The sequence below is a fragment of the Dryocola clanedunensis subsp. sulfonylureivorans genome (assembly GCF_016756775.1).
Taxonomy (GTDB): Bacteria; Pseudomonadota; Gammaproteobacteria; order Enterobacterales; family Enterobacteriaceae; genus Dryocola; species Dryocola clanedunensis.
Window position 1 is genome coordinate 98,387 of record NZ_JAERMU010000003.1, and the last position, 19,653, is coordinate 118,039.

General features: G+C 52.3%; 16 protein-coding genes. 14 read left to right on the top strand and 2 right to left on the bottom strand.

Annotated features, from left to right (window positions below; genetic code table 11):
- Positions 1-20 precede the first annotated feature (20 nt).
- Complete coding sequence (locus HYQ67_RS03970) at positions 21-857, bottom strand: XdhC family protein (protein ID WP_202301668.1); 837 nt, start codon at positions 855-857, stop codon at positions 21-23.
- A gap of 314 nt (positions 858-1,171) precedes the next feature.
- Here HYQ67_RS03970 and ygfK point away from each other — a divergent pair, with 314 nt between their 5' ends.
- The 6 genes from ygfK to HYQ67_RS04000 all read left to right on the top strand — a co-directional run bounded on the left by ygfK (position 1,172) and on the right by HYQ67_RS04000 (position 10,654).
- Positions 1,172-4,279: a putative selenate reductase subunit YgfK gene (ygfK, locus tag HYQ67_RS03975; RefSeq protein ID WP_202301670.1), complete on the top strand. Its 3,108-nt coding sequence runs from the start codon at positions 1,172-1,174 to the stop codon at positions 4,277-4,279.
- A 2-nt stretch (positions 4,280-4,281) separates the two neighbouring features.
- Positions 4,282-5,607 carry a putative aminohydrolase SsnA gene (ssnA, locus tag HYQ67_RS03980; protein ID WP_202301672.1) on the top strand — a complete coding sequence of 442 codons (1,326 nt, stop codon included), beginning with the start codon at positions 4,282-4,284 and terminating at the stop codon, positions 5,605-5,607.
- A gap of 14 nt (positions 5,608-5,621) precedes the next feature.
- Positions 5,622-7,088: a nucleobase:cation symporter-2 family protein gene (locus HYQ67_RS03985; protein WP_202301674.1), complete on the top strand. Its 1,467-nt coding sequence runs from the start codon at positions 5,622-5,624 to the stop codon at positions 7,086-7,088.
- A gap of 4 nt (positions 7,089-7,092) precedes the next feature.
- Entirely contained in the window at positions 7,093-8,058 is a 966-nt protein-coding gene (gene glsB, locus HYQ67_RS03990; protein ID WP_237391081.1) for a glutaminase B, read from the top strand.
- A gap of 484 nt (positions 8,059-8,542) precedes the next feature.
- Positions 8,543-9,850, top strand: a complete 1,308-nt coding sequence (locus HYQ67_RS03995) for an MFS transporter (protein WP_202301677.1) — start codon at positions 8,543-8,545, stop codon at positions 9,848-9,850.
- A 9-nt stretch (positions 9,851-9,859) separates the two neighbouring features.
- On the top strand, positions 9,860-10,654 hold the full coding sequence (locus HYQ67_RS04000) for a substrate-binding domain-containing protein (RefSeq protein ID WP_202301679.1): 795 nt from the start codon (positions 9,860-9,862) through the stop codon (positions 10,652-10,654).
- A 9-nt stretch (positions 10,655-10,663) separates the two neighbouring features.
- Here HYQ67_RS04000 and HYQ67_RS04005 read toward each other — a convergent pair whose 3' ends face one another.
- A complete protein-coding gene (locus HYQ67_RS04005) occupies positions 10,664-11,563 on the bottom strand; it encodes a LysR family transcriptional regulator (protein ID WP_202301681.1) in 900 nt (299 codons plus the stop codon).
- 147 nt (positions 11,564-11,710) lie between these two features.
- Between HYQ67_RS04005 and HYQ67_RS04010 the strand changes: the two genes are divergently transcribed.
- From HYQ67_RS04010 to HYQ67_RS04045, 8 genes are all read left to right on the top strand, one after another.
- Entirely contained in the window at positions 11,711-13,186 is a 1,476-nt protein-coding gene (locus HYQ67_RS04010; RefSeq protein WP_202301690.1) for a GGDEF domain-containing protein, read from the top strand.
- A 51-nt stretch (positions 13,187-13,237) separates the two neighbouring features.
- Positions 13,238-14,221 (top strand): sensor domain-containing diguanylate cyclase, encoded by a 984-nt coding sequence (locus tag HYQ67_RS04015; protein WP_202301692.1) that lies wholly within the window; start codon positions 13,238-13,240, stop codon positions 14,219-14,221.
- A 131-nt stretch (positions 14,222-14,352) separates the two neighbouring features.
- Positions 14,353-15,294: a VirK/YbjX family protein gene (locus HYQ67_RS04020; RefSeq protein WP_202301694.1), complete on the top strand. Its 942-nt coding sequence runs from the start codon at positions 14,353-14,355 to the stop codon at positions 15,292-15,294.
- 97 nt (positions 15,295-15,391) lie between these two features.
- Positions 15,392-15,916, top strand: a complete 525-nt coding sequence (locus HYQ67_RS04025) for a GNAT family N-acetyltransferase (RefSeq protein WP_202301696.1) — start codon at positions 15,392-15,394, stop codon at positions 15,914-15,916.
- A gap of 107 nt (positions 15,917-16,023) precedes the next feature.
- Positions 16,024-16,467: a peptidoglycan-binding protein LysM gene (gene lysM / locus HYQ67_RS04030; protein WP_202301698.1), complete on the top strand. Its 444-nt coding sequence runs from the start codon at positions 16,024-16,026 to the stop codon at positions 16,465-16,467.
- Positions 16,468-16,495: 28 nt separating this feature from the next.
- Complete coding sequence (locus tag HYQ67_RS04035) at positions 16,496-16,891, top strand: YidB family protein (protein WP_202301700.1); 396 nt, start codon at positions 16,496-16,498, stop codon at positions 16,889-16,891.
- Positions 16,892-17,072: 181 nt separating this feature from the next.
- The gene (locus tag HYQ67_RS04040; protein ID WP_202301702.1) at positions 17,073-18,521 is read left to right on the top strand and encodes a tagaturonate reductase; all 1,449 of its coding nucleotides are present in this window, start codon (positions 17,073-17,075) and stop codon (positions 18,519-18,521) included.
- Between the two features lie 119 nt (positions 18,522-18,640).
- Positions 18,641-19,576, top strand: coding sequence for a zinc-dependent alcohol dehydrogenase family protein (locus HYQ67_RS04045; protein WP_202301704.1), 936 nt, complete (start codon positions 18,641-18,643; stop codon positions 19,574-19,576).
- The last annotated feature ends 77 nt before the right edge of the window (positions 19,577-19,653 follow it).

Genomic DNA, 19,653 nt, shown 5'->3' on the forward strand with positions numbered 1-19,653 from the left:
GAGACGCCGTACTTATCGGCTTAAATGGCGGCGCAGACCGCCATTTCTTTCTTTTCCGGCTCGGCTAGTGATTCGCTAATGTTTGCCTTGTGCTTCTTTCCTTTGGTGACCAGCAGCAGCTCGGCCATCACGCTAATCGCAATTTCTTCTGGCGTTTCCGCACCAATATCCATGCCTACAGGTGAGCGGATATGCGCAATCCTCTCTTCCGTTGCCCCTTCCTTTGCTAATTGCTGTCGAAAATGCTGGGCTTTGCGACGGCTGGCTAACAGGCCCAGGAAGCGTGAAGGGCGGTCTGATAAGGCATTTAAGGACTCTTTGTCCTGATGATTGGTGGCAATGATAAGCAGACTATCTTCGTCGAGAGGCAGACTATCAATCAGGCTGGTAAAGGTTTCGCCGAACCGGCGGTGGCAGCTTTCCGGGAGTTCCGGATGATCGAGATTCGCCTGCCAGGTATCCACGACGTGTACCTCAAAATTTAATGGTATCGCCAGTTGTGCAATCGCGCGATTAACGTGGCCACCGCCAATTAAAAACAGTGAAGGGCGCCGGGGATAGACGGCAATATGCACCGTCATTGCGCCTCCACAGTCAGAGCCAACAGCATGTTCGCCCTGTTGGGCCATACGGCCATGAAACAGCTGGGACTTTCCGTCTTTTAAGGCCTGACGGGCCTTCTCCAGTACCAGCCGCTCCATCATACCTCCACCAATTGTACCGGCCATTTTGCCATCCTCGCTGACAATCATGCTTGCCGAATGGCGCGGCGTCGAGCCGCGGCTTTCAATTAGTTGGATCAACGCAAAACTCTGATTTCGGATCTCACACTGGCCTGCAAGTTGAAATAGCGTCATTTCGGTTCCTCTGCTTCGCTTTAATAACTTCTTATCATGTTCCTGCAATTTTCATGCCCCGTGCTTAAACGGCAGAATACGGGCGGAACAGCGTGATGACTTATCATTACGATAATTACTTTATTAATATGAAAATGAGGCTTTCTGAAATAGAGCCAGCGGGGATCCCATAGCGATCTGAAAGGCCAACCTTGCGATCGCACTCACATAATTATTGACTGATGCAGTCTGGCAGAGATTATGGCGCAGTTGTTGCTTCTGTTAGAGAAAAACGCCGATGCGGCGACTCTTTCTTCTTTAAGGAGCAATGACCGATGAGTGATATTATGCGCCCGATTCCTTTTAGCGAACTTCTGCACAGAATGTTCGCTGAATATGCAGCGAATCGCTCTATTTTTGGCATTCCGGAAACTGAATTTTATCTTCGCGATCCCAGCAGGCAATTAACCATTTTCGGTGAAACCTGTGATACCCCCGTTGGTCCTGCGGCGGGTCCGCATACCCAGCTTGCACAAAATATCATTACTTCCTGGTTGACGGGGGGCAGTTTCATTGAGCTGAAAACAGTACAGATTCTTGACCGGCTTGAACTTGAAAAGCCTTGTATTGATGCGGAAGACGAGGCGTTCAATACCGAATGGTCAACCGAGTTTACCCTCCTCAAAGCCTGGGATGAGTATGCTAAAGCCTGGTTTGCACTCTGGCTGCTGGAGGAGATATTTACCCCCCGCCACCAGCAGGCAGGACGCTCCTTTATCTTCAACATGAGCGTGGGTTATAACCTCGAAGGCATTACACAGCCGCCAATGCAGAAGTTTATTGATGAGATGATGGATGCTTCGGGCAACCCCAAATTTGCTTTATATCGTGAAGAGATGAAAGCATGGGTTTCCAGCGAGGAATTTATTTCACAGATGGGCCTCCAATCCCGCAGAAACGATTTCATTACGTTACCTGAACGTATTCCGTCGACAATGGTAAAAGGCGTGACGCTCTCAACTATGCATGGCTGCCCACCGGAGGAAATAGAGTCTATTTGCAGCTATATGCTAACGGAGAAGAAATTACATACCTTCGTCAAACTTAATCCAACCTTGCTGGGTTATACCCGGGTTCGTGAAATCCTTGATGGCTGCGGCTTTGATTATATTGGGCTTAAAGAGGCATCATTTGATCACGATTTGAAGCTGGAAACGGCGCTGGAAATGCTACAAAGATTGATGGCTCAGGGAAAAGCTGTCGGTCGTGAATTTGGCGTAAAACTGACCAATACTCTGGGTGCCATTAATCATAAAGGCCGCTTGCCGGGCGAAGAAATGTATATGTCTGGTAGAGCGCTGTATCCATTATCCATTAATGTGGCCGCCACGCTCTCACGCGCCTTTGAGGGGCAGCTACCTATTTCCTATTCAGGCGGAGCAAGTCAGTTCAATATTGTCGATATCTTTGCCACCGGCATTCATCCCATCACTATGGCGACGGATCTCCTGAAACCGGGTGGCTATCTTCGTCTCTCACAGTGCGCAGGTCTGCTCTCCACCGCTGACGGCTGGCTGCAAAAGACCGTTAACGTCGCCAAACTTGAACAGCTTGCCAGCGAAGCGCTGACGGTGAATTGGGCGCAGAAAGAGTGGAAGAGCAAAGAGAGCATTGATGCCGGTGGCCCGCTGCCGTTAACCAACTGCTATGTTGCGCCCTGCGTAACGGCCTGTGCCATCAAGCAAGATATTCCAGAGTACCTCCGCCTGGCTGGAGAGGGTCGCTATGTGGATGCTCTTGAGCTTATCTACCAGCGCAATGCATTACCCGCCATCACGGGCCATATCTGCGATCATCAGTGCCAGTACAACTGTACCCGACTGGATTACGAAAACTCACTCAATATCAGAGCAATTAAAGATCTGGTGGTGAGTAAAGGATCTGCTGAATACCGTAAGCGCTGGCATAAACCTGCGGGGTCTGGCAGTAAACATCCCGTGGCGGTGATTGGGGCCGGGCCTGCCGGACTTGCGGCAGGCTACTTCCTGGCTCGTGCCGGGCATCCGGTCACGCTATTTGAACGTGAGGCTAATGCGGGTGGGGTTGTGCGCAATATCGTTCCTCAGTTCCGCATTCCCGCTGAAAAGATTGTCCACGATATTGATTTTGTTGCTGAACACGGCGTGAAGTTTGTTTTTGGCTGCGACCCGTTGCTGACGGCAGACAAGCTACGCCAGCACGGTTTCCATTATGTCTGCATTGGTATCGGTGCCGACAGCAATAGTGGTATGGCGCTGGCAGGTAACAACCGCAACGTTCACAAATCATTCGAGTTTTTGCGCGCTTTCAACCGTGGTGAAGCAGTCAATCTGGGGCGGCATGTTGCCATCATTGGCGCGGGTAATACCGCGATGGATTGTGCCAGAGCCGCGCTTCGCGTACCCGGCGTGGAAACAGCCACCATCGTCTATCGTCGTAGTCGCAACGAAATGCCCGCGTGGCCGGAAGAGGTCGAAGAAGCCGTGCATGACGGCGTACAGTTCCACTTCCTCGCAAGCCCCGAACGTTTTGATAACGGAGGACAACTTCTCGTCAGAGAAATGAAGCTTGGCGAAGCTGATGCGAAAGGTCGACGCAGACCGGTCGCTACGGACCGTACAGAAACACTCCCCGTTGACGCCCTGATCTCCGCCATCGGTGAAAGCCCGGACTACGATCTGCTGGCTCGTATGGGCGTTCCATTAAACGAAAAGGGATTCCCGGAACTCGACTCGCAAACTCTGGAAACCACAGCGTCAGGCGTATTTCTGATTGGCGATGTGCAAAGCGGCCCGTCTTCAATCGTTGCGGCTATTGCCGGCGCCCGCAAAGCGACGGATGCCATTCTGGCCCGCGAAAATATTAGAACGGACAAAGGTGACAAGCGTTGGCTCAATAACGATCCTGTTGCCACCTACGCCCGCAAAGGTCGCATTGCTATACGGCAGGCGGGTGTCGAAGCCGGAGACGACTTTGCCCGCCAGGAAGCGCAACGCTGCCTGGAATGTAACTACGTTTGTGCCAAGTGCGTGGACGTCTGTCCTAACCGCGCCAATATTTCGCTTGCCGTCCCCGGCTTTAAAGACCGTTTTCAGACTCTGCACCTCGATGCCTACTGTAATGAATGTGGCAACTGTGCCCAGTTCTGCCCATGGCAAGGTAAACCCTACAAAGACAAACTCACCGTATTCAGCCTGGAACATGACTTCTTCAACAGCACCAATCCTGGTTTCCTGTGGCGTCACGACGAATGCCTGGTTCGTCATGAGGGCGCAGTCTGGAAATTACCTGTTGCAGCAGATGGAGCCTTAGACAACGCGCCGGAAGGGCTAACGGAAGTCTGCTCCATCATCAATTACGTTAAAAATCATCACGGCTACCTGCTTGGGGCAGTTGAGGAGTAACCATGTTAATTCTGATTAATGCAACTGCAGTGCAGTTCTCTCCCGCAAGCGTGCAGGAAGGGATTGATATCGCCATTGACGGCGAGCGTATTGTGGAAGTGGGCAGGAGTCTGTCGGCGAAATATCCCGAGGCAACACGTAAAGACATGCATGGTCGCATCGTCATGCCGGGACTGGTATGTGCCCATAACCATTTCTATTCTGGCCTGTCGCGGGGGATCCTGGCCTCCATTGCCCCTTGCCCCGACTTTATCTCCACGTTAAAAAACCTCTGGTGGCGACTCGACCGTGCACTGGATGAAGAGTCCCTGTATTACAGCGGTCTGATTTGCTCACTGGAGGCTATCCGTCACGGTTGTACGGCAGTTATCGACCACCATGCTTCTCCGGGCTATATCGCCGGGTCGCTGAATATACTCCGCAAGGGGTTCATGGAGGCGGGACTGCGCGGGATGACCTGTTATGAAACAACAGACCGCAACGGCGGACTCGCAGAGCTGGAAAAAAGCATTGAAGAAAACGTTGATTTTGCTCACCTGATTGATAAAGAGAAAAGTAAAAAGTCAGCGCCCTGTCTTGTCGAGGCCCACATCGGCGCACATGCGCCTTTCACCCTGCCTGATAGCGGTCTGCGCATGCTTAAGTATGCGCTCGACAGTACGGGCCGTGGCTTGCATATCCACGTTGCGGAAGACCGTTACGATGTTTCGCACAGCCACGACAAATACGGCATGGATCCGATGGTACGTCTTGATAGCTACGGCCTGATAAACCAGAAAGCCCTTATCGCTCATGGGCTGTACCTCAGCGAGGCTGAAGTTGACATCATCAATCAGCGTAGGGCAACGCTTGCTCATAACGCGCGTTCTAACATGAATAACCACGTTGGTTATAACCAGCAGATTACGGCGATAGAGCGGGTAGCGCTGGGCACGGACGGCATCGGCGCGGATATGTTCGAGGAGCTGAAGTTTGCTTATTTCAAGCACCGTGACGCGGGCGGACCGCTGTGGCCGGATGGCTTCCTGGCCATGCTGCAGCAGGGAAACCGCATTCTCGAAGAAAACTTCAGCGCCCGTTTCGGTGTGCTTGCCGCAGGGTACACCGCAGACCTCACCATTCTTGATTACAGACCGCCGACGCCTTTGCAGGCTGAAAATCTCGCCGGACATTTCGCGTTCGCGATTAACAGCAGTCATGTAGACAGCGTCATGGTTGCGGGGCGCATGGTGTACGAGGAGAGGGCGTTCCCGCAGGCTGTTGATCAGCTTTATCGCGAGGCTTCGCGCAGCGCTGAAAAACTCTGGGCAAGAATGGACGCGCTATAAGAGGAGGGATCGTCATGAGCACCATCACGAAAGTAGATCTTCCCCGGCATGTGGAGCCGGTAGATGAAATTTTGCCGCTCGGACAAATGATTGTGTATGGCTTTCAGCATGTGCTGGTGATGTACGCCGGGGCAATTGCGGTTCCGCTGATTATTGGCAAAGCGGTTGGCTTTACGGATAGTCAGATAATCCTGCTCATCAGTACCGACCTGTTTATCTGCGGCTGCGGCACGATTTTGCAGTCTATCGGCATCGGCAAATGGATCGGTAGCCGGCTGCCGATTGTCCAGGGCTGTACCTTTGCGGCCCTTATCCCATTAGGGCTGATAGGACAGCAGTACGGGATCGGCGGTATCTCCGGCGCGGTGATCGTCGCCGGGATTTTTACCCTTATCTGCGCCCCCTGGATAAGCAAGCTGGTACGGTTTTTCCCGAAAGTTGTTATGGGAACCATCGTCACGCTTATCGGGCTTTCCATCCTGCCGGTGGCGGGCGGCTGGATTGGCGGCGGGGATGCTCAGGCGGCAACCTTCGGCAACCTGGGGTCGCTGGTCATGGCGTGCTTTACCCTGGTCGTGATCCTCACCCTCTACACCTTCTCCACGGGGATGCTGAAAAATCTGGCGGTACTGCTGGGGATTATCATCGGCACGCTGATTGACTTCTTCCAGGGAAAGCTGAACATCGGCTCCCTGGACGAGGTGGGCTGGCTGACCTTCCCGAAAATAATGCGCTTCGCCACGCCGGAGTTTCATTTTGTCCCGGCGGTGCTGTTATCGATGGTCATGATTGTTGTGATGGTCGAAACCATGTCTTCAATGATGGCAATGGGGGAGATTGTCGGGCGCACCGCAGATAAAAACGTCCTCAAACGCGGCCTGTACGCTACGGGCGCGGCGACGCTGGTTGCGGGAGTCTTCAATATGTTTCCGTACTCCGCGTTTGCGCAGAATGTAGGGCTGGTGAGTATGACAGGCATTCGCAGCCGTTTTATTGTCGGTGTGGCGGGCTGTATTTTGATTGTCATGGGGATGTTCCCGGTACTGGCTGCGCTGGTCGTCGCCGTCCCAAAACCCGTTTTAGGCGGAGCGGGGATTGTCATGTTCGGTATGGTGGCGGTTGCCGGGATCCGCACGCTGGGGCTGGTGGATTATCGTAATAACAATAACGGCATGGTGGTCGCGCTGACGTTAAGCATCGGCTTAATGCCCGTTCTGGTGCCGCAGCTTTTCCATAACCTGCCGCCTGAGATTGCGATGTTCCTGCACAGCGGCATCACCATCGGTACGGCGGTGGCGATAATTTCCAATCTGGCACTCAACGGCGGCGATCGTAAAAAGGATCCTGCCTGCGCACATTGTGAACCTGGTGAAATTGACAACTCCACCACTGCAGCCCGTAGTGCAGCAATCAGAACGGTACGGGTGTGGTTACTGGTTCGCCGCGCTCGCGAAGAGCGGGCTGCGCACAAGAAGCTCTGATATAATGGCGGGCGTAAAATTCCCGCCGGTTCAGGAGCTTCGGGTGCCAGGTCAGTTAAATAATCATTTGCTGGAAGAGATTCTGGCACAGGTAAAGCCGCTTATTGGCCAGGGCCAGGTGGCGAATTATATTCCCGCGTTGGCCGAGGTTCCGGCCAACAAGCTGGGCATTGCAATCTGCACCGTTAACGGTGACGTGTTCAGCGCGGGCGATGCTCAGGAGCGCTTTTCCATCCAGTCTATCTCCAAGGTGCTGAGTCTGGTTCTGGCGATGGGGCGCTATGAAGGCGCTGAAATCTGGCAGCGGGTGGGAAAAGAACCTTCCGGGCAGCCTTTTAATTCCCTGGTGCAGCTGGAACTTGAGCAAGGTAAACCGCGTAACCCATTTATTAATGCAGGTGCCCTGGTGGTTTGTGACATGTTGCAAACCCGGCTGAGCGCCCCAAGACAACGGATGCTGGAGTTTGTCCGTCAGCTCGCGAACACGCCCGATCTGGCCTACGATGCACGTATCGCAAAATCTGAATTCGAACATTCCGCTCGCAATGCCGCTATTGCCTGGCTGATGAAGTCATTTGGTAATTTTGAGAACGACGTCATTACCGTGCTGCAAAACTATTTCCACTACTGCGCCCTGAAAATGAGCTGCCTGGAGCTGGCAAAGACATTTCTGTTTCTGGCAAACCAGGGGGAGACCTTACAACAGGGTGAGGCGATACTCAGCCCTCAGCAGACGCGACAGATCAATGCGCTCATGGTCACCAGCGGTATGTACGATGGTGCAGGGGAGTTTGCCTGGCGCGTGGGAATGCCGGGAAAATCAGGTGTTGGAGGGGGGATTATCGCTATTGTCCCTCATGAGATGTCGATTGCCGTCTGGTGCCCGGAACTGGATGCCTCGGGTAATTCTCTGGCGGGCACCGCCGCATTGGAAATTCTGGCTCAGCGCATAGGGCGCTCCATTTTCTAATCGCAGAAGCATGAAGGTTGCAATCGTAAATAAACTGAGTGAAATGCCGCAGACAGGCACGTTTCAGAAGCCACTGGCCCTTGAAAATGAGGTTATTCCAGCCATCACGATTTATCGTCCCGCACCAGCACTGCGCCCATAATAGCGGTCACCATCACTGCTTCAGCAAGCATGGACTTTCTCACGATCTTCTCCAGGTAATGTGTCGCCGGGTCAATATAGTCCCGGTTCCGTAAACCTCGCGTAGACCATTGACCAGCTATGACATGGTCGGAAATGTGTGGTTCATCACACTACGTTGCGACGTTTTCCACCTGCCTGTCCTGAGAACAAAGCCGGATACAGACACATAGCAGGCTATTAATGTGCGGATCGCGTTAATAGATGCAAAAAATGCACTTATGAAAGCCCGCGGGCTGGCGCACTCTGTAGGTTATTGAATGGTTAATAACAATAAGTATTACTGTTAATTACGGAGTGTCGCATGCCATCAGCTACCCCATCATCGCTGTTCAGGGCGAAAGCAAAAGTCATTCTTCAGGTGACGTCGGGCAACTTTCTTGAGCAGTTCGATTTTTTCCTGTTCGGCTTTTATGCCACCTATATCGCCCATACTTTTTTTCCGGCTAAGAACGAATTCATTTCGCTAATGATGACCTTCGGCGTCTTCGGGGCGGGTTTCCTGATGCGCCCTCTGGGCGCCGTGGTTCTTGGCGCATGGATCGACAAAGTAGGGCGTCGCAAAGGTCTGATTGGGACATTGTCCCTGATGGCGGCGGGAACATTTCTGATCGTCCTGGTTCCCGGGTATGAAACTATTGGGATCTGGGCCCCGCTGCTGGTGTTAAGCGGGCGTTTGCTGCAGGGGTTCTCTGCCGGCGCGGAGCTGGGCGGGGTATCTGTCTATCTGGCCGAAATGGCCACGCCGAATCGCAGAGGGTTCTACACCAGCTGGCAGTCAGGAAGCCAGCAGGTCTCGATCATGGCGGCGGCGGCTCTGGGTTACATGCTGAATATGACGCTTAGTGAGCCGGTCCTGCATGACTGGGGATGGAGGATTCCTTTCGCCATCGGCTGCCTGATTGTGCCTTTTATTTTCTTCCTGCGTAAAAATCTCAATGAGACAGTTGAATACGCGCAGCGTCAGAGTCACCCGACGCTGAAACAGTCCATCAGCATACTGTTGGCAAACTGGAATGTGGTGATCGCCGGTATGTTTATGGTCGCGATGACCACCACTGCCTTCTACCTGATTACCGTTTATGCCCCGACGTTCGGCAGGAAAGTGCTGCATCTTAGCGCCTCAGACAGTCTTCTGGTCACCCTGCTGGTGGCTATCTCAAACTTCATCTGGTTGCCGATTGGAGGAATGATCTCCGACCGCATAGGGCGTAAGTCAGTGTTGCTCGCCATGACGGCGCTTGCCATCGTCACTACCTGGCCTGCGCTAAGAATGCTGACGCATGCACCTGATTTCAGCATGATGCTGGGCGTACTTCTCTGGCTGTCATTTATTTACGGCATGTATAACGGTGCGATGGTGGCTGCGCTGACTGAAATCATGCCTGAGGAGGTCAGGGTGGCTGGATTCTCGCTGGCCTATAGCCTGGCAACGGCCATTTTTGGCGGCTTTACCCCGGCAATTTCTACCGCGCTCATCCAGTACACCGGCGATAAGGCGGCCCCGGGCTACTGGATGAGCTTCGCCGCAGCATGTGCATTGTTTGCGACGCTGTACCTCTACCGCCGAGTCTCTCAGCATCATTTCGGCACGGATAAGTCTTTTGGATAAGGGAGCACTATGAAATATCAGAATTGGTTTGTTCCGGTCCTGTTGCTCGGCGGAAGCTACAGTTCATTTGTTGGCGCACAGGAGATAACCGTTATGATCTCCGGTGGTTTCTCCGCAGCGCTTGACCAGCTGGCTCCCATGTATCAGCAGAAGAGTGGTGACACGCTGCGTATCATTCACGGCCCTTCTATGGGGCAATCACCCGAGGCGATACCCCATCGTCTGGAAAGTGGGCAGGCCGCCGACGTGGTTATTATGGTGGGCTATGCGCTGGATAAACTGCAACAAGCGGGCAAAATGACACCTGGAAGTCGTATTGAGCTTGCGGATTCCCGAATTGGCGCCGTGGTGCGCAGCGGGACTTCTGTCCCGGATATCAGCACCCCCAGCGCGTTGAAAAAGACCTTATTAGAAGCTAAATCTATTGCCTACTCGGACAGTGCCAGCGGCCAGTACGTGCAGAGCGAGCTGTTCAACAAACTTGGTATCGCCGACGAGGTGCACCAGAAGGCGAAAATGGTCGAAAAGACCCCCGTCGCCTCGGTGGTTGCGCAAGGAAAGTATGAAATTGGTTTTCAGCAGGTGAGCGAGCTCTTACCCGTGAAGGGCGCGAAGTTTATTGGCCCGGTGCCTGACTCTCTGCAATACGTCACTCGTTTTGCCGGGGCCGTGGTAGCGAAATCTTCCCATCAGCAGCATGCACGACAACTATTGTGCTATCTGGCCTCAGCGCAAGCGAAAGCCGACGTTGAGAAAACAGGGCTTGATGCGCTTACGAGCACAGTTGCTGACTGTCCTGCGTAAAAGACAGCCTTAACCGCGGGTCAGAAAATAAGAGGTAATTGCAGCTTCAAGCAAGGCCGCCTGCGGTGAAAGTTCTCTGCCCGCCTTCTTGATTAACCCGACCTGTCTTTTGACGGTGGGGTTGGTCAGGAGGAGGGTTGTCAATACGGCATGAGTGTAACCAGGCACGGCCATGGCAGGCGCCGCCGCAAGCCCCAGGCCCGCATCAACCATGCCGAGCATGGCGGTGACGTGCAGGGTTTCGCAAACCGGCTGGCGGCGGGCGGTGACTTTACCCAGCGCCTGATCGAGTAAGAGCCGGTTCCCCGATGATTTATCCAGCCAGATATAATCACCAGCAAAAAACTCTTCCCAGGTCAGGCTGGTACGCTGGGCACGAGGATCGTCCCTGCGGCACACCGCCTGATAAGTTTCATCAACCAGCGGTGTAAACACCAGGCCGACATCAATACTGGACAGAAAGCTCAGTCCAAAATCTGCCTTACGATTCTGCACCGCAGAGGCGACTTCACCGGCGCTGGTGTCGATGACTCTGATACGGGCATCAGGAAACTGCATTCTGAAGTGGCTAATGACCTGCGGCATAAAGTAATTAGCGGCCGAGGGGACACAGGCGACGGTGACAAGCCGGTTGCTGTGCGCTATCCCATCGCCGATCCCCTCTATTGCTTCTTCAAACTCCAGTAGGAGGTGCCGTGCGCGCGGCGCAAAGGTTCTGCCAGTTTGAGTTAATGTCACACGGCGGGTCGTCCGGTCGAATAATCTCACCCCTAACAGCGTCTCCAGCTTTTCAATCCGCCGGCTCAGCGCGGATTGCGAGATACAAATCGCCTCCGCGGCATAGCGGAAGCTGCCGTGCTCGCTGAGGGCAAGAAACGCGTAGAGATCCTGGAGATCGAAGTTAGGCAATGGCTTTTCCTTTAACAATTTTTCAACATTTCATTGTAACGTATTCATTACCGCTCAGGAAATCGCTCGAAAAAAACGTGCTACTATAAATTTATATTTCACCTCTCACCCACTGGTATTATTTACCGGGCCTGTGCATGCAGACATATGAATCTGAAACGCTTTGCTAGTCAGAAAAAGATCGCGATTTTCTCCGACAATAATACCCTTGCCAACGCTGTTGGTATATTTGTCATCACCACACTTTTTTATTTTTTTGGTGCGGCCCTGCGCCTGGTGGATGAGCTGTCCCTCTTCTGGCCGCTGAACGCAGTGCTGGCGGCAGTATTTGTCCGCAACCCCTTTCTTAACCGGCCCCTTTACTACTTCTTATGCTATAGCGCGATGATTGTTTATGATGCCTTCACCGCGTCCTGGGGCTGGATGTCGATAGTCATCAACTTTTCAAATATGGTCTTTATTATTACTGTAGCAAAATTATTGCTCCGCTATTCTTCTCAGCAAAGTGAAAATAACTGGGCAATAAATGCTTTTAATATATTTCATTTCAGCCTTATTGGTGCGTTATTATGTTCGCTGGTCGGTGCGGTAGGTTCAATTGATAACATCAATGACTACGCAAAACTCATCCCCCTGTATGCCGACTGGGTCAGTGAACAATTCTCGACCGGCGTCCTGATGCTTCCCTGTCTGCTGTCGGCAAAATGGCCGGACTGGGAGAAGCTGCCGCCGTTCAGGTTATCCCGACTCTATCCGCTGCTGGGGATTGTGATCTCTTTGTTTGCATCGGTGATAATTGGTGGTGCTGGAAGCCTTGCCTTTCCCTTACCGGCCCTGATCTGGTGTGCCATACGTTACCCGTTAGCCATTACTGCCCTGGTGACGCTGCTTACCGGCGCGACCGAGATTATCCTGGTCGCCAGTTCGGTGATTAATATCCACGCTGACCACACGCTGCTGGTGGGCCAAATGTTCTCAGCAAGGTTGGGGATTGCCACTATTGTGATATGCCCGCTGATTGTCTCTGTCAGCGTTGATGCCATTAACCAGCTGATCAAACAGACTGCGCTGCGTGCCGATTTCGACTACCTGACCGGGGTCTATTCCCGTTCAGGTTTGTTTGAAAAGCTGAAAAAGGAAGGCCGCTTATTGGGTGGGAAAGATCGGCCACTCCTTTGTGTCATGCTGCTGGATATCGACTTTTTCAAACGAATTAACGATAACTATGGCCATGAATGCGGGGATATCGTTCTGACTTCCTTTGCGCTAAAACTCAGGCAGGCCGTGGGGCAAAAAGGATTAGTCGCCAGAATGGGGGGCGAGGAATTTGTCGTGGTGGTAAGCGTTGCGGATGAAGCTCAGGGCTATGGGCTGGCGGAAATGGTGCGAAAAAGCATTGAGCTAAATTCATTTCGCTATCAGCAGGAAAGTTTATTTATTACCGTCAGTGTTGGGCTTGCTACGGCTAAACTTACGCACAAACCCGTGGTAGATATTTTTAATGAACTCATCCATGAAGCGGACAGAAATCTCTATACTTCTAAGAGAAATGGCCGTAACCAGACCAGTGCTACCGCTGCGGATGCTTCGGAAATGGCCTCCTCGTTTCAGTCTGCCCCCTAGTTCGGGTATAGTCTGTCTCGAATGAATAATATCCCCAGGGAAAATGCAGTTATGGCGAAAAAAATCCCCACATTCCCCCCAGATGAGGAAACACGTTTACGCTCCGTACATGCTTCCGGCTTATTAAGATCGGGGCAAGATGAGCGCTTTGACCGTCTGACCCGCCTTGCAAGGCAGGTCTTTGACGTACCGATTGCCATGGTCACGCTGGCTGACGAAGATCGGCTGTACGTGAAATCCTGCGATGGTTTCTCCCCACCTCGATATGTGCCGCGTGAGGACTCTTTTTGCGGCCATGCGATACTCAGCCCGGATCCGCTTATTGTTCAGGATGCGTCAAAAGATGCACGCTTTTACGACAATTCGAACGTGACGCAAGAGCCTTACGTTCGCTTTTATGCGGGCTGTCCGGTCATGCTTCCTGATGGCGCTACGGCCGGGACCTTTTGTCTTATTGATCATAAGCCCCGCGAGTTTACCCCCCAGGAATTAGTGGCACTTAAAGATCTGGCCGCCATTGTTGAGGATGAGTTTGCCGTGCTCGACGCGGCCTCATCGGATGAGCTGACCGGCCTGCTGAATCGCCGGGGTATCAAACTGCTCGCGGATTACTCCCTTGTCTCTTCACAGCGCCGGGGCGAGCCGTTAAGCGTGGCATTTATCGATCTTGATGGTTTCAAGCAAATCAATGACACCTGGGGCCACGAAGAGGGCGACAGAGCGCTGATAGCCATGGCCAACCTGATGAAGGCGGCGTTCCGGGATACTGACGTCCTCTCTCGCCCTGGGGGCGATGAATTCGTGATTATCTTCCTTGATACCGAAGAGGCTGGGGCGTTCATTGCGCTGGAGTATCTCAGTGAGCAGGTTGCCGACTTTAACCGTCACTCCGGCAACCCATGGACGCTTAACTACTCGGTTGGCCTGGTTCAATACAATGAGCTGGAACATGCCACGATGGCAGACATCATTCAGCATGCTGACCAGCAGATGTATCAGGTAAAAGCCGAGCACAAATTAAAACAAATTCGTTAAGCTTCCGTTTATAGACATATTTAAAAACCCGTGAGCTAGCGGGTTTTTAATCTCTTGTTGTTATTTGGTATACATTTCCCAACCTACACTTTGCCTGTTGAATAAACAGTGTTAAAGCGAGGCGGAAGCGTATGACCATTCTTGAAAATCATGAAGTGCTGCGAAAAAATAACGCAGGGCTTGCAACGTTAATGGCGTTAATAAGTGGTGGTATTGCTCCGGCTGCGATTTGGCAGCAAAAAAAATATCGTCTTAAATATTTATTTCGCACTTTTTTGGCTCCTCGTCAGACGCTGCGTTATCTTAACATTCTGACGCGGCATCAGTATTTTTCGACGCTGCTGTCAGCGCAAAAAACATTGCCGAGCAAAATCCACCGGCATTATTTACATCTCGGTCTGAATACGGCTTCACGGGTTGACGCTATCACTTACCACTATGAATTTATCGACAGACTATGTGGCCAGCATCTTGGTCAGGCCCTGCTGTCGGCGGAGAAAACACCTCTGATTCATCTGACGGGCAAAGACGGCGAGGCTGTGATCGTCAGTGCCAGCAGCGCCGGTGGTGCCGAACGAGAAGGCGAATGCACGCTCTGGTTAGAGGTGGAGGGAACGCCTCTGGCTTCCGTCACTTTTTGCGCCACGCATAGCCAGCAGCAGCAGGCGATCGTCATTGGTGGCCTGCAAGGCGCACGGCGTAACGTACCCCATGAAGCAATTAAAATGGCGACTAAAGCCTGTTATGGTCTTTTCCCAAAACGTTTGTTAATGGAGACGCTTTGGCTATTGGCGGAACGGCAGAATATTAAAATTATCTATGGCGTCAGCGATCGCAGTCATGTTTTTCGCGGTTTGCGTTACAGAATGAGTAAAAGCAAAAAATTTCACGCCAGTTATAATGAGTTTTGGGGATCTATTGGTGGCGTAAAATATAATGAGCATCTTTTTCTTTTGCCTCTTTCACTTGAGCGGAAAGATATAAATATAATTGCCAGTAAGAAACGTTCAGAATATCGTAAGCGTTATGCGCTACTGAATGTTTTGAGAGATAAATTTAATCAATTACGGTAGTCGCCAGCCGATAAGTTTTTCCTATAGGTGGCGGGATTGACGCCGGTATTTTGCTCATTAAGATAACTTATTACCTTTGTTTAAAAGAGTTATTCTGATGACCGATCTGCTCATTCGTGCTCTGCCTTTCTCCGAGTTTGACGCCCGTATCTCTCAGCTCAATGAGGTGCTCATTGACTGCGTGGCGGGCGGAGCGTCAGTCAGTTTTATGCACCCACTGTCGGTGCAAAAAGCCACAGAGTTCTGGCAGAAAGTGGCGAACAGCGTGGGCAATAACGAACGTATTGTTCTGGTTGCTGAAGATGAGCACCAGCAGATAGCAGGAACCGTCCAGCTGCTGACAGACCAGCCAGAAAACCAACCGCACAGAGCAGACGTAGCCAAAATGCTGGTTCATCCGCGAGCCAGGCGTCGTGGAATTGCGCAAAAACTGATGCAGCAGCTTGAAGTTGTCGCGCTGGAGGCTGGTAAGACCGTACTGGTCCTTGATACGGCAACCGGCAGCCATGCCGAGTTGTTATACCAAAATCTCGGGTGGCTGCGAGTAGGTGACCTGCCAAAATTCGCTCTGATGCCTGATGGGACGTTCTGCTCAACCACCTTTTATTACAAGCATCTCTGACCTGATAATGCAGGTAATGTCTTAAAAAAGACCCCGTCACTGGTAAATTCATTGTGGGTAGATACAATCCCTCGTCTTTAACACGACAAATTATAAGGGAAATTAAAATGGATTTATTTGGATTAATTAAAGACGCTGGCGCGAAAATCTGGAATTCGGTTACGGATAAAAGCGAACGTGAGGATGCCGTTCAGAAACATATTACTGACCTGGGGATTGAGGGGGCAGAAGGTGTTTCCGTGCAAATTTCCGATGAGGGCGAAGCGACTGTATCAGGTGAAAACATCACTGCCGCTCAGAAGGATAAAATTCTGGTCGCCGTAGGTAACATTGCCGGTGTGTCCTCGGTTATTGACAAAATGGCCACAGCGGAAGGCCCTGGTAGCGCAACGTTTTATACCGTTAAAGCCGGGGACAATCTCAGCAGCATCGCTGCACATGTTTATGGCCATGCCGGCAGCTATATGAAAATTTTTGAAGCGAATAAGCCAATGCTTTCTCACCCTGATAAAATTTATCCAGGTCAGGTTTTGATTATTCCAGCACAGTGATTTTAACCCACCGCTAATAAGGACGTTTATGAGCTTATTTGATAACGTAATGGGAATGGTTGGTAAAAATCTTCTCAAACCTGAAAATATTAAATCTGTTTTGGCCTGGCTGGAACAGCAGGGTGGCATCAGCGCTCTGGTGACTAAATTTAGCCAGGCTGGCCTGGGCGATGTCCTTTCCTCGTGGCTGGGCAAGGAGTCCAATGCCGCTATCAATGAGGACCAGGTACAACAGGTCTTTGGCCTCGAGGAGCTAAAAAAGCTGGCAGCAGAGACGGGGATTACCCCTGCTATGGCGACCACCTTGCTGGCGCAGTCACTGCCGCAAATCGTCGATCTGCTCACGCCAGATGGCGAAACGCCACATGATAACGATCTCGTCTCTGCGGGTTTAAACCTTTTAAAAGGTAAGCTGCTGGGCTAAGTTCGCTTTCTCCCGATGGTTCACGTCGGGAGACTTTCAAACCTGTCACACATCTCCTTTCGGAAATAAAATATTGGTATAATAACTTTGTTTTGATCAAAACAAGGTTTCGGGCTTATGGCTTCTGTTAGCTTTGGCGAACTTTCCGATCGCTTATCCGCTGCTAACGAAGGAGCCCATAGTGAAGACGCTGAATCGCCATGATTTTCCAGGCCCGCAATATCCCACCCGTATCATTCAGTTTGGTGAAGGCAATTTTTTACGGGCCTTTATAGACTGGCAGATAGACCTGCTTAACGAACATACCGATCTTAACGCCGGCATCGAAATCATTCGCCCAATTGACAGTGCGTTCCCACCGTCGCTCTCTGTACAGGATGGGTTATATACCACGGTTATCCGCGGCCTGAATGAGCAGGGCGAGGCCATCAGTGACGCCCGTTTGATTCGCTCCGTTAACCGTGAAATTAACGTGTACCAGGACTATGAAACTTATCTGAAGCTGGCGCACAATCCTGACATTCGCTTTGTATTTTCGAACACGACCGAAGCGGGTATCAGTTACCGTGCGGGCGACAAATTTACCGATGCGCCAGCGGCAAGCTACCCGGCTAAATTGACGCGCCTGCTGTTCGAGCGCTTTAACCATTTCGACGGTGCGGCCGACAAAGGTTGGGTCATCATCCCTTGCGAACTTATTGATTATAACGGCACGGCGCTGCAAGAGCTGGTGCTGCGATATGCGCAGGAGTGGGCGCTGCCGGCGGCCTTTATCAACTGGTTAAATGAGGCAAACACTTTCTGCTCAACGCTGGTAGATCGCATCGTAACGGGCTACCCGCGTGACGAAGCCGCAGCGATCGAGCAGGATCTTGGCTATAAAGATGCGTTCATCGCCACCGCCGAACATTTCTATCTGTTTGTTATCCAGGGGCCGCAGTGGCTTGCAAAAGAGCTGCGTCTGGACCAGCTGCCGCTCAATGTCTCTATCGTAGACGACATCAGGCCCTATAAAGCCCGCAAAGTTGCCATTCTCAATGGTGCCCATACCGCGCTGGTGCCGGTGGCATACCTTGCCGGGCTGAACACCGTCGGTGAAGCGATGAGTGACGGCGATATTTGTAACTTTGTCGAGAAAACGATCGCCGAGGAGATTATCCCGGTGCTGGATCTGCCGCGTGAGGAGCTGCTCTCCTTTGCCGAAGCGGTCACCAGCCGTTTCCGCAACCCTTACATTCAGCATCAGCTGCTGTCGATTTCCCTTAACGGCATGAGCAAATTCCGCACCCGTATTTTGCCGCAGCTTCTGGCCGCGCAGCAGGTAACCGGGAAACTGCCGCCACGACTGACTTTTGCACTGGCGGCGTTGATTGCCTTTTATCAGGGCGAACGCAGCAGTGAAAGCTACCCTTTACAGGATGAGCAGCACTGGCTCGTGCGCTATCAGCAATTGTGGACACGGCTCCACGATCGGCAAATCGATGAACAACAGCTCGTGCAGGAAGTGTTAAGTGACAGCGCGCATTGGGAACTGGACTTAACGCAGGTGCCGGGCCTGGTCGCCAAGGTGGCTGAAAACCTCCAGCAGATCCGCAGCCTGGGCATGCGCGCAGCGCTGGCTAAGATTTAATATCGTGCTGTAGCCAGGTAAGCGAAGCGTCATCCGATACATCATGACGAATCGCCGGTTAAAACGCGTTAAGCGCGCGTGATATAGTGCCTGTCATTTTGTCTGACAGGCCCTTTCACATGGAAAACGCCGCGCTCTGGTTTCGCCAGTTTGGGCACCCCGAAGACGTTTTGACGCTGGAACATCGCACGCTAGCTGCGCGTAAGCCGGGCATGCTGCGAGTGAAAATGCGCTATTCCCCGGTCAATCCTTCCGATCTTATCCCTGTTACCGGTGCCTATCGACATCGGGTTGTTCCACCGAAGGTTGCGGGATATGAAGGCGTAGGCGTCGTAGTCGAGGCCGACAATCCAGCGCTTATTGGGCAACGCGTTTTGCCCTTGCGGGGAGAGGGAACCTGGCAGCAGTTTGTAGACTGTGAGCCAGCGTTAGCGGTGCCCGTGCCTGATGAAACGCCTGATTTACTTGCTGCTCGTGGCTATATCAATCCGCTGGCTGCCTACGTCATGTTAAAGAAGTGGCCGGTGCGGGGGAAAACGGTGCTGCTGACCGCGGCAAATTCTTCCTGTGCTGGTCTGCTGGCACAGTGGGCCAGAGGGCAGGGGGCGCAAAGGATTTTTGGCGTGCATCGCTCGCAAAATCAGATAGCAGCACTGGAGCAGAACGGCGTTACCCCAGTAAGCATTAATGAGGTTTCCGTTCTGAAAGAGACGGCGCGTCATGCGGATGTTATTTTTGATGCCGTGGGCGGCGAGCTGGCGACAACGCTGTTGCAGCATCTGTCGGTAAATGCTGCGTTTATTTCCTATGGATTGCTGAGCGGGCAGCCTTATCAGCTGAAGACCAGCCTCATTAACCCCCAGCACTTTCATCTACGCGATACTCTGGCGATGACGGCCCCGGAAATCTGGCAACGGTGGTTTGTAGAGCTATGGTCATTACTAGCCAAAAGTCAGCTGCCGGAAGTCAGTTTGTTTGCGCTGGAGGAGTGGCGTGAAGCCTTGCGGGAGTTTGCAGCGCCGGGCAGACGCTGCAAACCTGTTTTCGTCTTCTGAATCTCTGAAGCTAAAGAGTGGCTGACGCTGCGCTTATCCACCCGATACGACAAGTCCGCAGCGTCATCAGAGCTACA

What these genes read in the sequence shown, in the direction of transcription:
- HYQ67_RS03970 (WP_202301668.1), bottom strand. Translation starts at nt 857, where the DNA reads ATGACGCTATTTCAACTTGCAGGCCAGTGTGAGATCCGAAATCAGAGT.
- ygfK (WP_202301670.1), top strand. Translation starts at nt 1,172, where the DNA reads ATGAGTGATATTATGCGCCCGATTCCTTTTAGCGAACTTCTGCACAGA.
- ssnA (WP_202301672.1), top strand. Translation starts at nt 4,282, where the DNA reads ATGTTAATTCTGATTAATGCAACTGCAGTGCAGTTCTCTCCCGCAAGC.
- HYQ67_RS03985 (WP_202301674.1), top strand. Translation starts at nt 5,622, where the DNA reads ATGAGCACCATCACGAAAGTAGATCTTCCCCGGCATGTGGAGCCGGTA.
- glsB (WP_237391081.1), top strand. Translation starts at nt 7,093, where the DNA reads ATGGCGGGCGTAAAATTCCCGCCGGTTCAGGAGCTTCGGGTGCCAGGT.
- HYQ67_RS03995 (WP_202301677.1), top strand. Translation starts at nt 8,543, where the DNA reads ATGCCATCAGCTACCCCATCATCGCTGTTCAGGGCGAAAGCAAAAGTC.
- HYQ67_RS04000 (WP_202301679.1), top strand. Translation starts at nt 9,860, where the DNA reads ATGAAATATCAGAATTGGTTTGTTCCGGTCCTGTTGCTCGGCGGAAGC.
- HYQ67_RS04010 (WP_202301690.1), top strand. Translation starts at nt 11,711, where the DNA reads ATGAATCTGAAACGCTTTGCTAGTCAGAAAAAGATCGCGATTTTCTCC.
- HYQ67_RS04015 (WP_202301692.1), top strand. Translation starts at nt 13,238, where the DNA reads ATGGCGAAAAAAATCCCCACATTCCCCCCAGATGAGGAAACACGTTTA.
- HYQ67_RS04020 (WP_202301694.1), top strand. Translation starts at nt 14,353, where the DNA reads ATGACCATTCTTGAAAATCATGAAGTGCTGCGAAAAAATAACGCAGGG.
- HYQ67_RS04025 (WP_202301696.1), top strand. Translation starts at nt 15,392, where the DNA reads ATGACCGATCTGCTCATTCGTGCTCTGCCTTTCTCCGAGTTTGACGCC.
- lysM (WP_202301698.1), top strand. Translation starts at nt 16,024, where the DNA reads ATGGATTTATTTGGATTAATTAAAGACGCTGGCGCGAAAATCTGGAAT.
- HYQ67_RS04035 (WP_202301700.1), top strand. Translation starts at nt 16,496, where the DNA reads ATGAGCTTATTTGATAACGTAATGGGAATGGTTGGTAAAAATCTTCTC.
- HYQ67_RS04045 (WP_202301704.1), top strand. Translation starts at nt 18,641, where the DNA reads ATGGAAAACGCCGCGCTCTGGTTTCGCCAGTTTGGGCACCCCGAAGAC.